The organism is Brachybacterium sp., from assembly GCF_036379615.1.
Taxonomy (GTDB): domain Bacteria; phylum Actinomycetota; class Actinomycetes; order Actinomycetales; family Dermabacteraceae; genus Brachybacterium.
This window is the reverse complement of record NZ_DASVGJ010000028.1, coordinates 1-13,084: the sequence shown is the minus strand read 5'-3', so window position 1 is coordinate 13,084 and position 13,084 is coordinate 1. Positions and strand designations below refer to the sequence as shown.

At 71.8% G+C, this 13,084-nt stretch carries 15 protein-coding genes and 1 pseudogene; 8 read left to right on the top strand and 8 right to left on the bottom strand.

Features of this window, described 5'->3' with window-relative positions; all coding sequences use genetic code 11:
• Positions 1–140: 140 nt before the first annotated feature.
• On the top strand, positions 141–740 hold the full coding sequence (locus tag VF289_RS04905; RefSeq protein ID WP_330881685.1) for a class I SAM-dependent methyltransferase: 600 nt from the start codon (positions 141–143) through the stop codon (positions 738–740).
• Positions 741–808: 68 nt separating this feature from the next.
• Here VF289_RS04905 and VF289_RS04900 read toward each other — a convergent pair whose 3' ends face one another.
• The 6 genes from VF289_RS04900 to VF289_RS04875 form a co-directional block, all read right to left on the bottom strand.
• Positions 809–1,966: an FAD-dependent monooxygenase gene (locus VF289_RS04900; RefSeq protein ID WP_330881683.1), complete on the bottom strand. Its 1,158-nt coding sequence runs from the start codon at positions 1,964–1,966 to the stop codon at positions 809–811.
• Between the two features lie 63 nt (positions 1,967–2,029).
• Entirely contained in the window at positions 2,030–3,742 is a 1,713-nt protein-coding gene (locus VF289_RS04895) for an HNH endonuclease (protein WP_330881681.1), read from the bottom strand.
• 457 nt (positions 3,743–4,199) lie between these two features.
• Positions 4,200–4,841, bottom strand: coding sequence for a response regulator transcription factor (locus VF289_RS04890; RefSeq protein WP_330881679.1), 642 nt, complete (start codon positions 4,839–4,841; stop codon positions 4,200–4,202).
• Positions 4,829–6,166, bottom strand: coding sequence for a sensor histidine kinase (locus tag VF289_RS04885; RefSeq protein WP_330881677.1), 1,338 nt, complete (start codon positions 6,164–6,166; stop codon positions 4,829–4,831). Before VF289_RS04885 ends, VF289_RS04890 begins: the two co-directional genes overlap by 13 nt.
• Before the next feature lie 93 nt (positions 6,167–6,259).
• Positions 6,260–6,691 carry an SRPBCC family protein gene (locus tag VF289_RS04880; protein ID WP_330881675.1) on the bottom strand — a complete coding sequence of 144 codons (432 nt, stop codon included), beginning with the start codon at positions 6,689–6,691 and terminating at the stop codon, positions 6,260–6,262.
• Positions 6,692–6,781: 90 nt separating this feature from the next.
• Positions 6,782–7,753 (bottom strand): NAD-dependent epimerase/dehydratase family protein, encoded by a 972-nt coding sequence (locus VF289_RS04875; RefSeq protein ID WP_330881673.1) that lies wholly within the window; start codon positions 7,751–7,753, stop codon positions 6,782–6,784.
• 107 nt (positions 7,754–7,860) lie between these two features.
• On the opposite strand from VF289_RS04875, the gene VF289_RS04870 reads away from it, so the two are divergent.
• Positions 7,861–8,592 carry a TetR/AcrR family transcriptional regulator gene (locus VF289_RS04870; RefSeq protein ID WP_330881670.1) on the top strand — a complete coding sequence of 244 codons (732 nt, stop codon included), beginning with the start codon at positions 7,861–7,863 and terminating at the stop codon, positions 8,590–8,592.
• Here the strand turns inward: VF289_RS04870 and VF289_RS04865 are convergent.
• Both VF289_RS04865 and VF289_RS04860 read right to left on the bottom strand, forming a co-directional pair.
• Positions 8,576–8,902 carry a hypothetical protein gene (locus tag VF289_RS04865; protein ID WP_330881668.1) on the bottom strand — a complete coding sequence of 109 codons (327 nt, stop codon included), beginning with the start codon at positions 8,900–8,902 and terminating at the stop codon, positions 8,576–8,578. The two genes, VF289_RS04870 and VF289_RS04865, sit on opposite strands and share 17 nt — an antisense overlap.
• A 43-nt stretch (positions 8,903–8,945) precedes the next feature.
• Positions 8,946–9,770: a phosphotransferase gene (locus VF289_RS04860; protein ID WP_330881666.1), complete on the bottom strand. Its 825-nt coding sequence runs from the start codon at positions 9,768–9,770 to the stop codon at positions 8,946–8,948.
• Positions 9,771–9,799: 29 nt separating this feature from the next.
• Here VF289_RS04860 and VF289_RS04855 point away from each other — a divergent pair, with 29 nt between their 5' ends.
• The 6 genes and pseudogenes from VF289_RS04855 to VF289_RS04830 all read left to right on the top strand — a co-directional run.
• Positions 9,800–10,576 carry a class I SAM-dependent methyltransferase gene (locus VF289_RS04855; RefSeq protein ID WP_330881664.1) on the top strand — a complete coding sequence of 259 codons (777 nt, stop codon included), beginning with the start codon at positions 9,800–9,802 and terminating at the stop codon, positions 10,574–10,576.
• Position 10,577: 1 nt separating this feature from the next.
• Entirely contained in the window at positions 10,578–11,162 is a 585-nt protein-coding gene (locus VF289_RS04850; RefSeq protein WP_330881662.1) for an AAA family ATPase, read from the top strand.
• A 31-nt stretch (positions 11,163–11,193) separates the two neighbouring features.
• Positions 11,194–11,595, top strand: coding sequence for a hypothetical protein (locus tag VF289_RS04845; RefSeq protein WP_330881660.1), 402 nt, complete (start codon positions 11,194–11,196; stop codon positions 11,593–11,595).
• 5 nt (positions 11,596–11,600) lie between these two features.
• Positions 11,601–12,242 (top strand): hypothetical protein, encoded by a 642-nt coding sequence (locus tag VF289_RS04840; protein WP_330881658.1) that lies wholly within the window; start codon positions 11,601–11,603, stop codon positions 12,240–12,242.
• Entirely contained in the window at positions 12,239–12,883 is a 645-nt protein-coding gene (locus VF289_RS04835; protein ID WP_330881656.1) for a histidine phosphatase family protein, read from the top strand. The genes VF289_RS04840 and VF289_RS04835 overlap by 4 nt, the downstream gene beginning before the upstream one ends.
• Positions 12,883–13,084, top strand: a pseudogene (locus VF289_RS04830) (hypothetical protein); the annotation flags it as partial. The gene VF289_RS04835 and the pseudogene VF289_RS04830, both read left to right, overlap by 1 nt.

Here is a 13,084-nt window from a genome sequence, read left to right as displayed (position 1 = left end):
CTCGGACCGGCGGTGCCCGGTCGCGAGAGGACGGGCGGGGCGCGGGGGAGGATGTCATGGTGTTCGCCGATGACGAAACTGGACGCGGCCTGCGTCACGGGAAGTTGAAAAGGGCACCAGCATGCACGAGTCTGAAAAGCATGGAGACGGCGGAGAAGGTTGACTGGGCTGCACTGAACGCCCATGCGGCGGGCCGTCCTGCTCGCCGCCTGGTGTCCAAGGCGATCACCGCGGCCGGAGGTGATCGGCAACCCGGGGTCGTGCTCGACCTCGGCGCGGGGGCCGGTGCCGACTCCCTGCAGTTCGCACGTCGCGGCTGGACCGTGCACGCCTACGACAGCGATGACACCCTCGCCGCCCGACTCGTGGAGAACGAGCGGATGAGCGGCTCCGTCCAGTTCCACCACACCGACATCTCGGACGTCGCGGTCTTCCCCGCCGCGCAGATCGTGTACTCGACCTACACCCTCGGACTGCTGGGGCCCGAGGCCCTGCCCGGGGTATGGGAGAAGCTCGTCGCGGCGCTGCCGCGCGGCGGTGTGATGGCCGTGGACTTCTTCGGCACCAATGACTCCTGGGCGCAGCGCTCCGACGTGGCGACGCTCCCGCTCGAGGAGATCGACGCGATGTTCCAGGGCTTCCAGGTGATCGACCGCTCCGTGCGCGATGAGGACGGCCGCTTCCTGGCCGACAAGAAGCACTGGCACGTCATCACCACCCTCGCGCGCAAGATCCGCTGAGCGGAGCTCCACTGCGGCCTCTGGCACGGGATCCTGCTGCTTCGGGATCCGGCCGCTTCGGGATCCCGCTACCTCGGGACTCCGCGCCTCTCGGCGTGGCGGGCAGAGCTGCTCCGACGTTCCGCGAGCCGACCCGTGGTGCAGTGCAGCACGCGGTCGCGCAGCGGGGCCCCACGGGAAGACATCGCCACTCGCAGCATGGCCTCTGAGCCCAGCCGCCATCCCTGACCCGGGAGTGCGCGAGCCGCGGAGTACCTCCGGAGCGCCGGAGCCACCACCGCAGACGGCGACTGCAAGGACCCTTCCTGCGGGGACGGGCCCTGCTGCGGGGACGGGCCCTGCGAGGCCCGGCTCTGGGCATGTCGCAGCGCGAGCGCGAGGGACTCGGCATCCTGGAGTGCGGTGTTCGCGCCGTGTCCGAGATTCGGGGCCATGGCGTGAGCGGCGTCGCCCACCAGCACCACGTTCTGCCGCACCGGCCAGACGGCCGGCGCCGTATGCAGGCCGTGCACGAGGGTCTGCTCCGTGCTCGCCGCGGCCAGGACCTCGTCGATGACGTCCCGGCGGCCCCCGAGGGATCGGCGCAGGTGCGCGAGGTCCTCGTCCCGGGAACCGGTGCGATGCTCGGGCAGGCAGGCGAACCAGTTGGTGCCGCCCCCGGCCAGTGGGGTGATCCTGAAGAGCCAGCCCCGTCCCCAGGTCTCGGAGATCTCGGGCGGAGCGATCGCTGCCGTCCCGCGCAGCACGGTCACTCCGTGGCTGCGGGCCCGTCCCTGACCGGGCCAGCCGGAACGACGCACCAGGGAGTGGGCGCCGTCCGCTCCGACCAGGAGATCGGCGCCGTCCCGCAGCGGACGGACCTCCTCGACGCGTCGTCGTCTGCGCTCGACGGACTCCGGGAGGGCCTCCAGCAGCGCCCTGACCAGGTCCGAGCGTGAGATGAGCAGCGCCTTGCCCGCCGGGACCGCGGCGAGGACCCTGCCGTCGGCCGACCGCAGGGTGCCGGCATCGGGGGCGGCGGACATCGCCCGCACCTGGTCGAGCAGGCCCAGGCGGGCGAGCGCGGTCTGCGCCGGTCCGAACAGCCCGAGCGAGGTCCCGACGGCGGGGGCCTCGAACCGCTCATCGATCAGCTCCACGCGGTGTCCATCGGCGGCGAGCAGGATCGCCGAGGCGAGGCCGGAGATGCCGGCGCCGAGAATGCGGACGGTGAGGGTGGTGGGCATGGGATTCTCCCGGTGGAGTGCTGTGCGGGCGAGGGCGGGCCGGCTCCGTGGTGCGAATCGACCCTATGCGGCCAGCTCTCCCGGTGGGGTCTCTGGGGGCGGGGACTCCGGGGGTGGAGGAGTCGAGGGCGACGGGGTCTGGGGCGACGGGGACCGGGGTGAAGGGTCCGGACGTGAAAGGCCTGGCGGAGAGGGATCCGACGGGGGAGCGGAGGCCGGGGGAGCAAGGACCGGTGGAGTCCAGGAGATTCCCCGCGCGCCGTGCGGGCTGGTCCAGCTCCACGCCGAGGGCGCGGAACCCGGACCGGTCCCGTCGCCATGAGTGGGCACATCGTCCCTCGCCTGCTCCGTGGTGAAGTCCGTGGTGGGCTCCGTGGTGAGCGGGGCCAGGATCCACAGACCGTGTTCCTTGAGCAGGTTGCAGCGCACGCACAGTCCCTGGCCGTTCGCGTAGCTGGTCGGACCTCCGCGGTGATGGGGGAGGACGTGGTCGCTCTGCTGGATCCGCGCATTGCACCACGGTGTCCGGCAGGTCGAGTCCCGCCAGCGGATCATGCGGGCCAGGCCGGTGGGGAACGCCCGGGCGCGGGATTCCATCGCGACCAGCTCGCGGGTGTCGGGGTTCCGGTAGAGGCGCCGGAAGGCGGCCGTGACCTCCTCATCAGGGTGCTCGCCCTCGTCCTCGTCATGCCGCAGATGGCCCGGTGGCCTGCCGAGCAGGGTGTCGCGGACGATATGGGCGGGGAGGACGCCGTATCCCTCGAGGCGGGCGCTCTCGGTGTCGTCCTCCGGTCCCAGCAGTGCGGTATCGGTGATCACGAGGCCCACATCGATCGCAGGAGTGGGCCGCGGCCGGGATCCGTGCCTGCTGCGGCCGCCGTGGACGACGGCTTCGACCAGCAGATCAGCCTCGAGCGCAGGCGCGGACGTCTTCGCTCCGCCCGCGCGGAGGGAGCGTGCATCAGCGTTCAGCTGCTTCATCAGTCCGACAGCATCGATCGCGCGCAGCACGGCCGTGACGCGGGCCATCCCGTCGGCCGACGGCGTCATGCTCACATGCCGTCCCCGTGCCGCGCGCTCAGCGCGCTCTCGAGAGGTCTCGGGCTCGAGCTGCTGGACCATCTCGTCGATGTCCTGGCGCAATCGCCTGTGCCCCTTCCCGGTCAGGAGATGAGGGGAGTCCCGCAGGAGCTCATCGATCCGTCGGCAGGTCTCGGGCGACGCTGTGGACAGGGCGCCGGCCACCGTGGCCGCCTGCTGCGCGGTCACCCGCCCCTGCCACAGGCCGTCCACGGCACCGGGCATGTGCTGCACCAGGCGCCGCGCGGAGGCGAGGGAGAAGGAGGCGGACGCGGGCGAGACCCGTCGGGCCAGGGCGATCTCACCGTTCGCCCCTCTGCCGTGCTCATCGGGCCGGACGTCCCGCCGGGCGTCGTCCTGCCGGATCCGTTCTTCTGCGGCGACCTGCCAAGCGGCGTCCATGGCCGCGAGGGAGGAGCGCAGCTGGTCGATCCCTGCGAGGACCGCGAGGGCCTCCTCCGCGGAATCGGGGGCAGTGTCCGGGAGGGGATCGCGCACCGAGCCGGTGCGGGTGAAGGCCCTCAGCGTCGCGGTGAGCACCTGCGCGAGCACCAGGCGCGCCGCGGAGCTCGCCTCGAGCCCGCAGATCCGGGTGGCTGCTGCCTCCAGGAGATCGGCCGGCGCGGAGGCGACGCCTCGATGAGGAGAGTCCTCACCGGGGCGGTCCCCATCGCTGCTCGGCATCGTCGATTCCATGCCTCGATCGTAGGGAAAGGCGAATCTCGAGACCACCCTCGACGAATATCTGTGGATAACCCGCAAGGAATGCGGAGAAGAACCGGGGGGAATGTGGATGAGGCTGTGGAAAAGACTGGTCGGTGGAGGAAAGGTCGCGATTCTGGGTGCCCGTGGCAGGAGAGTTCCTCCGTGGCAGGAAAATCCTGTCGCGACACGAAGATCAGGCCGTCACCAAGGGGGATTCTGCTCGTGTCGTCAATGATGCGGAGAGAAATGGGGATAGTCCCGATGTGGGGAGGAACCGTCTGTGGAGTCACAGCGTGGGGGCGCCCCAGGACGGGCGCATCATGGCTGCGCCGACACTGCTGCGCCGACACTGCTGCACCGACACTGCTGAACCACCGCCACTGCACCATCGCCGCTGCACCGTCCCGACTCCAGCATCACCCCTGCAGCACATCGACCGACGTCTCCGTCACCGTCCGAGCAGCGTGAGCACCGCGGTCACCCGCCGGTGCACGCTCGCGTCCTCGCTGAGACCCAGCTTCGCGAACAGACGCTGGGTGTGCTTCTCCACCGCGCCCCCGCTGATGAACAGCCGCTCGGAGATCCCGGCGTTGGTCAGACCTTCGCCCATCAGCTCGAGCACCTCCCGTTCGCGGGGCGTGAGCTCGTCCAGCGGAGTGCGGCGGCGTGAGGAGATGACCTGTCCCACCACATCCGGGTCGATCGCGACGCCGCCCGCTGCGACCCTCTCGACCGACTCGAGGAAGGAGCGGATGTCGAACACGCGGTCCTTGAGCAGGTACCCGGTGGCGTGCTCCCCGGACTCGATCAGCTCGGTCGCGTAGCCCACCACCACGTACTGGCTGAGCAGCATGATCGGCGCCTCGGGCCAGGACGCCCTGATCTCCTGCGCGGCCCGCAGCCCCTCATCGGTGTGGCTGGGAGGCATGCGGATGTCCGAGATGATCAGGTCCGGGCGCAGCTCGAGCGCCCGCACCACCAGCTCGGTACCGCTCGCGGCGGTGCCCACCACCTCGTGGTCGGCCTCCTCGAGCACCAGGCGCAGCCCCTCCCGGATCAGCGCGGAGTCGTCAGCGATCAGGACGCGCACGGGATCACCGCCTCGACCCGCGTGCCGTGACCCTGCGGAGAGGTCACCGTCAGGCGTCCCTCGAGGGAGGCGACCCGCCCCGCGAGTCCGGACAGACCCCCGCCGGTACGCAGCTCGGCGCCGCCTCGACCGTCGTCCTCGATCCTCACCCGGGCATCATCGCCGATCCGCGCGAGCTCCACCAGGATGTTCCGTGCCCCGGAGTGCTTGGCGGCATTGGTGAGCGATTCGGAGACGACGTAGTAGATGCCGATCTCGACATGCTCGGGCAGCTCCAGCTCGGGCGCCTCGACGGTGGTGGGGATCGGGGAGATCGCCGCCAGCTCCGTCAGGGCGGCGGTGAGCCCGCGGTCCACCAGCACGGGCGGAGCGATGCCCCGGGAGAGACGGCGGAGGTCGTCGAGGGTCAGGCCCAGCTGCTCACGGGTCTCCCGCAGCACGGACTGCGCCTTCTCGGGGTCCTTCTGGGCGAGCGACTCCGCGCGGGCGAGATCCATCGAGGCGCGCACCAGACGCTGCTGTGGACCGTCGTGCAGGTCGCGCTCGAGTCGGCGCAGGGCGGCGGACTCGGCGGAACGCCCGGCGGCGCGGGACTGCTCGGTGCGCACCAGGCGCTGCTGCTCCTCGTACCGGGAGCTCAGCAGGCCACGGGCGACGCCTCGGTGCAGGGCGGTCAGCCCGTGGATCACGGGACCCAGTGTGACCAGGAACAGCAGGCCCACGAGGAACTGCAGCAGAAGATCCACGGGAAGGGCGAAGGGGTCCGCGATGCCGGCGAGGTCGGCGAGCCCGCTGCGGTTCGAGGCCGGGAGCACCTGCTCGAGGATCAGGGTGGAGACGGGACCGCCGACGGTGGCGATCGCCCCCACCGTCCAGGCCAGCGCGAGGGGGAAGGTGACCAGGACCAGCACGAAGTTCACCAGCACCCACAGCGAGTCCAGCCAGTTCTGCGGATCCGTGAGCGGGGAGAGCATGCGCCGCATCCATCCGTTGCCCTCCGGTGCGGTCCGGGGAGCCGGCGTGGGCAGCTCGGTGCCGAGGACGGAGGCCTGCACGGCACGCTCGGCCATCGCGAAGCCCCGCGCGACCAGCACGCCGATCACCAGGATCGGCAGCCCCACCCAGACGATGATGGTGGAGACACCGGCGGAGAGCAGGGCGATGACGAGCGAGAAGCCGATCGTCCCGAGCAGCAGGGCGATCAGCGAGTAGGCGAGGAAGCGGCCGATCCGGGCGGCCCAGCGGCCGACGGACCAGGGTCGGCGGGGATGGACGGACGGTGAGGGGGGAGTCTCGAGTGCCTCGGGCACGGTCATGGTGGTCATGTCTCCACTCTGCGGGCACGGGGCTGCGTGTCCCATCCTGGCACCGGGTCGGTCGATGTCGGGCTGGCCCGACATTCGGCGTCGCTCACGCCCTCAGTCGCGCTCGCAGATCCCCTTGAGGGTGGAGAGGTCCTCGGCGACCGCGGCGGCGTCCTCGGCGAACTCGCTCTCGGACATCGTGCCGCGGCGCAGGGTGAACACCACCTCGCAGCGGGACTCCTCCAGCGGCAGCACCCGCAGCGGGTTCAGCACGGACTCTCCGCTGGGGAGGGTGACGGTGTGGTCCATGACCCCGTACTCGTTCTCCGGCACGAAGCTGACCAGCACCCGCCCCATCGGCGAGTTCATCGACCACTGCGTGACCTCGCGCTGCACCTCGCTGCCGGCGAGGCCGGCGGCCCAGTGCGGCAGGTTCCGCGGATCGCTCGCGTACTCGTACACCTCCCGCCAGGGGCGCTCGATGACGATGTCGAGATGGCGCGACGCGCCGGCCGACGGGGCGGGGTGCGGGGTGCTCTCGCTCATGGCGGTGACGCTAGCAGGGGGCGCCGGCTCGCGTCGCTCCGCCGCCGCCGGACCGCAGTCGGCGGCCGGCCATCGGCCCCACAGCGATGCTCAGGCGGGGACGGAGCGGCCGTCGGCGGTCGTGGACCGTGCGGCGACCGCTGCCCGCACCGTCTCGGCGAGCGCATCCTCCCAGCTCGTCGGCTCCAGACCGTCCTCCGTGGTGAGGATCCCCGGCCGCATCACGCAGGGCTTGTACCAGAGGCCGGCTATGCCGTGCAGCTCGCGGACGAAGGTGTTCACAGGGGCGAGCGCGCGCAGCGCGAGGCGAGGGATCGCCAGTGCTCGTCGCTCCCGCTGCTCGAGCTGTGCGGAGGTCGCCGCGATCAGCTCCGCCTGCGTGCGGGCGGGCGCAGAGGGTGCGTGCAGCACGACGTCCCCGGCCGGCGCGAGACGCTCAGCGTGCCGCGCCGCATGGAGCATCGCCGCGGCGAGATCCGGGACGTAGGTCAGGACGTGGGGAGCCGCGGGATCCCCGAACACGATCGCCCGGGAGTCGGCGACGATCCGTTCGATCGCCATCGCGCACACGACCGACGCGTTCGTGCCCACCGTCGTGGGTCCGAGGAGGTCCGCGGCGACGAGGCTGAGCGTGCGCGCGGGATGGGCGCGGCGCTGGTCCAGCAGCAGGCGGCGCACCTCGCCCTTCGCATCCCGGGGCGACAAGGGGGCGCCTTCGGCCAGATCTGCGGCCCCGCCCTGGAAGCCGTACATCGATTCGGGGAAGACCACCGGGATGCCGGCGCGGGCCGCGACATCGAGCACTGCGAGCTCCCGGGGCGGCAGCTGCTGCGCCCAGAGCCGAGCGTCGTAGGGGGCGTGGAAGGCGGCATGGATCGCCTCGGCCCCGGCGACCGCCTCGCCGAGCACGCCCGGGTCCAGGAGGTCCCCGGTGACCCGTCGGATCCCCGCTTCCGGTGCCGCTGGGCTGCGGCGCAGCACGGTGACGGTGTCGCCGTCCGCGAGCGCCCGGTCGATGATCGCGCGGCCGATCTGTCCTTCTCCGATGACGAGATGATGCATGAGGGCCTCCAATGTGTGAGCACTGCTCTCGAACTGTCGTGACCAGTGAACACTGCTCTCGGTCTCGAGTCAAGAGCGCTGCTCTCTGAATGTGGCATGATGGCCGGATGAGCACCTCGAGCCGTCCCTCCGGCCCGCGCGCCCTGGCGCGGGAGCGCACCATGGAGCGCATCATCGAGCTCGGCAATGCACAGCTCGCCGAGCAGGGGGTCGCCGGGCTGAGCGTGCGGGAGATCGCCCGGGGACTGGGCGTCGTCTCCTCCGCGATCTACCGCTACGTGGGCAGCAGGGACGAGCTGCTCACGCTGCTGATCGTCGACGGCTACACGGACCTGGCCGACGTCGTGGACGCCGCCGTGGCAGGCGTCGGCGCACACGGAGCGGCAGGCGACGGAGATCCGCGCACCCGCTTCCTGGCCCTCGGGGACGCCATGTGCGCCTGGGCGATCGCCCACCCCGAGCGATGGACGCTCCTGTACGGCACCCCGGTGCGCGACTACTCGGCGCCGGCCGAGACCACCAATGCCGACGGCACGCGCGTGATGCAGGCGGTGCTTCGCATCGCGGCCGATGCCGCCGCGCGCGGGAGGGCGGGGGCCGCCGGCACGGAGGAGGGCCTCGCGCCCGCGGTCACCTCACTGCTCGAATCCCATCTGGACGAGTTCGGCATCGAGGCCGGCGCGGAGACGGAGTTCGCCGCCCTCACCGCCTGGAGCAGCCTCGTCGGCGTGATCAGCGCCCACGTGTTCGGGCAGCTCGGCGCCGACGCCGTGGCCGTCGGCGAGCACATCCTGCACTCCCAGGTGCGGATGCTCGCGGAGCTCATCGCCCCGCGCTGACCTCGGCCTCCTCCAGGGCGTCCAGCACCGTGCGGACCACGGCTGCGAGGGTCCGAGGCTCCCGCAGCGTCGCCCCATCGGCCGCGGGAGCCACCACCACCCAGCGAGCCGACCCGCGCCGACGCATCCGCCCGATCTCGATGCCCCGCCCCGAGGTCAACGGGATCAGCAGGGCTCCGCTGGGCCCCACCGACAGGCGACGGTCGAGATCCGGCCGGCGGGCCAGCAGGAGGGCGCGGATCGCCTCCCGCTCGGCGCGGGCGGTGCCGCCGGCGGCGGGATGGGCGAGGATCGAGCCTGAGGAGGACATGTCCCGAGACTAGGGACGGGGTGCGACAGGCGACCGGTGCCGGTCAGTCGGCGCGTCCGGGTGCTCCGAGGGCCTCCGCCCACACGTCCTCATGACGGCCGACGTGGTCGGCCACGCCGCGCCAATGGGTGCCGTGCCCGGTGGTGAACATCGATCCCCAGGGGTCGCGGCCCTCGTGATGGGCAGTGCGCAGCATCGCCCACATCGCCTCGGCGCGGGTGGCCATCGTGCGCGGCAGGGCGGCCCGCAATCCGTCGTCGGCCCCGTAGCCGTCCACGAGCGCGGCGAGCCTCCGGGCTGCCGTCGACGGCGGCTCGGTGACATCGTTCAGGGTGAAGGCCTGGGCGGAGTACGCGAGGTCCCATAGCCGGGAGCTCGGGGCGGTGCCGTCCCAGTCGATGAACACCCAGCGCTCGCCGAGCACCAGGTTCCACGGGGTGAGGTCTCCGTGGCAGATCAGGTCCGTCGCGCCGCCGGGGACGGGCAGCAACGGCTCCCAGGGAGTCGGGGTCGACGGGGTGAAGCCCTCGCTCGCGTCATGGACGGAGCGGATCAGCCGGCCCACCCTCACGAGCTGGTCGAGGGTCAGGGGAGGGGCGTCGAGCGCGGGCGTGCCGGGCACGAACTCGAGGATCTGCCGGCCCTGCTCGTCCCGGCCCAGCGGGGCGGGCACCTCCACGCCGGCCGCGGCGAGACGGCGCATGAGTTCGTGCACCGCCGACGTCGTGGGCTCCCACGGCTTGCGCACGGTGTCGCCGACGCGCACCACGCCCTGGGTCGCGTTGCCGCCCTCGAGGGGGAGCTCCTCGTCGATGTCCACGTCGCCACCGTACTCGAGGCGTGCGGTGCACTCTGCGGCCGCTGACATCGCCGGATCGGGTGACTACTGTACGAATCATGGGCGAGAGAACGATGGACGGCAGTGCGGGCGATGCGGACTATGGCGTCATCGGCGCCTCGTACTCCGGGTACCGGCAGCCCGACCCTCGACTCGCCGCAGCGATCACGAGGGCGCTCGGGGACGCCCGCACGGTGCTGAACATCGGCGCAGGTGCGGGATCCTACGAACCGACCGACAGGCAGGTGACCGCGGTCGAGCCCTCGGCCTCGATGCGTGCGCAGCGACCGTCGGGACTGCCTCGCGCCGTCGACGCCACCGCCGAGCACCTCCCGTTCGAGGATGACTCCTTCGACGCGTCGATGACCACCTTCAGCGTTCATCAATGGGGCGACGTCGGTGCGGGGCTGCGAGAGATGCGGCGAGTGACCCGAGGCCCGGCCGTGATCCTGACCTGCGACCCGACCCTTGTGGATCGCTTCTGGCTCACGGAGTACGCGCCGGAGGTGATCGCCACCGAGGCGCGCCGCTACCCGAGCCTGACCTCCTTCTCGGAGGCGTTCGACGGGAGGATGCGTTCCGCGGTGGTCCCGATCCCGCTGGACTGCACCGACGGATTCCATGAGGCGTACTACGGGCGCCCGGAGATGCTGCTGGACCCGAAGGCCCGGCTGTCCTGCTCGGCCTGGAGCTTCGTGGCCGACGAGGTGCGCGACCGCTTCGTGCGGGAGCTCGGGGCCGACCTCGACAGCGGAGCATGGGACGAGAGGCACGGGCAGCTGCGCACACGTGCTCAGTACGAGGGCTCGCTGGTCCTCGTCGTCGCGGAGCCCTGAGATGGGGCGCGCCGCAGCGGTTCCCGCCCTGATGCTGCTGAACGGCGCTCCGGGCAGCGGGAAGTCCACCCTCGCCGCACTGCTCGCGGCACGGACGCCCGGAGCGCTGTCCCTCGACATCGATGCGCTGAAGCACTCGCTCGGCGGGTGGGAGCTCGATCTGCACGCCTCCGGCCTGCAGGCCCGCCGGCTGGCCGTCGCCCTGATCACGCAGCATCTCGCCGACGGTCACGACGTGATCCTCGGTCAGTACCTCGCGCGCACTCCGTTCCTCGAGGAGCTCGAGCAGCTCGCCGCGGACTGCGGAGCCCGTTTCGTCGAGGTCGCGCTGATCGTGGAGGGGGCCACCCTCTCCGAGCGGCTGAGCGCCCGCCGCCGGTGCCCGGACCGGCCCGAGCAGCGCGCCAACGATCGCCATGTGGCTCCGGAGGATGCGGGCGAGCTCGTCGCATCGATCGAGGAGGTGCTGAGGCGGCGTCCGCACGCCCGGCGTCTCGATGCCCGGAGGGAACGGACGGATCTCGTCGAGGAGCTGCACGCACTGCTTCGTGCAGGGAACGCCCCCACGTCATCAACGAAACGTTGACAACAGGGTGTTGAAGGTTCAGGCTGGCCGGATGGACGATCTCTCCGAGCACCAGCCGGCCCACGCTGACGACGCCCGTCAGCGCCTCCAGGCAGCGGGAGCCCAGGACCTGCCACGTCAGCCCTGGCAGCATCGCGCCGAACCGCCCGAGGCCGCGATGCTGCTCCGCTACGCGCTGTGGCGGGCGAACCGCCCCGGCGGCACTGCATCGGTCGAGGAGCTGGACGCGGCCCTGTCGATGATGGAGGCGGCCAGGGCCGATCTTGACACGCTCGAGATCGCCCTCCTGCTGACAGCTCGAGCCGAGGGCATGACCTGGGCCGAGATCGCACGAGCGCTCGGGCTGGGTTCCCCGCAGGCGGCGCAGCAGCGGTTCCAGCGGATCTCGCAGCGGCCTCCGGCCGGTGCTCCCACCGACCACGGGAAGGGATGATCCCCGTGCGCTCCACGCCCGAGCTGCTCACCCTGCAGGCGCTGCGCCTGGCCGGGTTCGCCGAGGAGAGGGCGATCGCCGACCGCGCGCTGCTGCCTGCGGGACAGCTCGGCGACCTCCTCGATGGAGCAGTCCGTTCCGGATACGTGGAACCCCTGCGCTTCGCCGAGGCGCACGGCTGGATCCTCACCGAGACCGGCCACGCCCGCCTCGCGGCGCTGCTCGAGCGCGACGTCGACGATGCCGACGCCCGGGACGTGCTGGCCACGACGATCGCGGAGTTCGAACGCCCGGAAGGGATCAACGCGCGCTTCGTCGAGACGGTGTCGAAGTGGCAGCTGCGCTCCACGGCGGCCGTGCAGCCCGCGCTGGGCGCCGCCGAGGATCTCGAGGCGCTGCTCTCCGAGCTCGCCGTGCTCGGCGAGCGGCTCCGCACCGTGCTCGCCGCACTGAGCGATCGGCTGCCCCGCTTCGGGCGGTACCCCGCGCACTACGACCTGGCGATGCGCCGAGCACGGAGCGAAGGGCTCGGCTGGGTCACCGGCGTCGGGATCCTCTCCTGCCACGCGGTCTGGGCCGAGCTCCACCAGGATCTGAGGTCCAGCGTCGGCGAGGACCGGACGCCCGAGGTCGGGGACCGGCGATGACCACGCGCACCCTGTACCTGGCCCGCCACGGCGAGGCCGACGCCCTGGGAGCCCTGACCGCGACGGGGCGCGAGCAGTGCCACCGCCTCGGAGGCCGCCTCGCAGCCCTCCCGATCGACGTGATCTGGCATTCTCCACTGCCCAGAGCGATCGACAGCGCTGCTCTGATCGCCGAGCACCTGCCCCGGGTCCTCGTCGATGAGGCTCCGGAGCTCATCGACCACATCCCTTCCGTCCCCGACGTCACGACCCTGACACCGACCTGGGCGGCGTTCTTCGATGGCTTCGGTCAGGAGGAGGTCGCCGCCGGGGAGCGCATCTCCCGCAGCCTCATCGAGCGGTTCGCGAAGCCCCTCGCCGCAGGCGCCCGACCGACGCACGAGGTGCTGATCACCCACGCCTATCCGGTGGCATGGATGGTGCGCGAGGCGCTCGGCGCACCGGCGGAGAGCTGGATGTCCTTGGCCGGGATGGCGAACACCGCCCTCACCGTCCTCGAGTACGACGAGGGGCCGCCCGTGGTGCATGTCGTCGGCGATCGCTCGCACCTGGTCGGCCCCGGCCAGGGTCCTGGCACCGGCCGGGGCACCGGCTCGGCCGCGGGAGACGGCCGGACACCCGCTATCGGCGGGGACGGCTGATGCTCCACGACCTGCAAGACGCCGCGCCTGCGGACTCAGGAGGGAAGGCCGCAGCCCTGGGCGCCCTGCTGCGTGCCGGGATCGAGGTCCCGCAGGGGGTGGTGGTGCCCGTCCAGGAGTATCGCCGGCACCTGGACCGCCACGGACTGGATCCCCGTTCCCTTCCTCCCGAGGAGCTTCGCGAGCGGATCCTCGCGAGCC

Bases quoted from the DNA above. Each gene is read 5' to 3' on its own strand.
- VF289_RS04895 (WP_330881681.1), bottom strand. From the start codon at position 3,742: ATGGAATCGACGATGCCGAGCAGCGATGGGGACCGCCCCGGTGAGGAC.
- VF289_RS04855 (WP_330881664.1), top strand. From the start codon at position 9,800: ATGGGCGAGAGAACGATGGACGGCAGTGCGGGCGATGCGGACTATGGC.
- VF289_RS04865 (WP_330881668.1), bottom strand. From the start codon at position 8,902: ATGTCCTCCTCAGGCTCGATCCTCGCCCATCCCGCCGCCGGCGGCACC.
- VF289_RS04850 (WP_330881662.1), top strand. From the start codon at position 10,578: ATGGGGCGCGCCGCAGCGGTTCCCGCCCTGATGCTGCTGAACGGCGCT.
- VF289_RS04885 (WP_330881677.1), bottom strand. From the start codon at position 6,166: ATGACCACCATGACCGTGCCCGAGGCACTCGAGACTCCCCCCTCACCG.
- VF289_RS04835 (WP_330881656.1), top strand. From the start codon at position 12,239: ATGACCACGCGCACCCTGTACCTGGCCCGCCACGGCGAGGCCGACGCC.
- VF289_RS04845 (WP_330881660.1), top strand. From the start codon at position 11,194: ATGGACGATCTCTCCGAGCACCAGCCGGCCCACGCTGACGACGCCCGT.
- VF289_RS04870 (WP_330881670.1), top strand. From the start codon at position 7,861: ATGAGCACCTCGAGCCGTCCCTCCGGCCCGCGCGCCCTGGCGCGGGAG.
- VF289_RS04860 (WP_330881666.1), bottom strand. From the start codon at position 9,770: ATGTCAGCGGCCGCAGAGTGCACCGCACGCCTCGAGTACGGTGGCGAC.
- VF289_RS04905 (WP_330881685.1), top strand. From the start codon at position 141: ATGGAGACGGCGGAGAAGGTTGACTGGGCTGCACTGAACGCCCATGCG.
- VF289_RS04880 (WP_330881675.1), bottom strand. From the start codon at position 6,691: ATGAGCGAGAGCACCCCGCACCCCGCCCCGTCGGCCGGCGCGTCGCGC.
- VF289_RS04900 (WP_330881683.1), bottom strand. From the start codon at position 1,966: ATGCCCACCACCCTCACCGTCCGCATTCTCGGCGCCGGCATCTCCGGC.
- VF289_RS04875 (WP_330881673.1), bottom strand. From the start codon at position 7,753: ATGCATCATCTCGTCATCGGAGAAGGACAGATCGGCCGCGCGATCATC.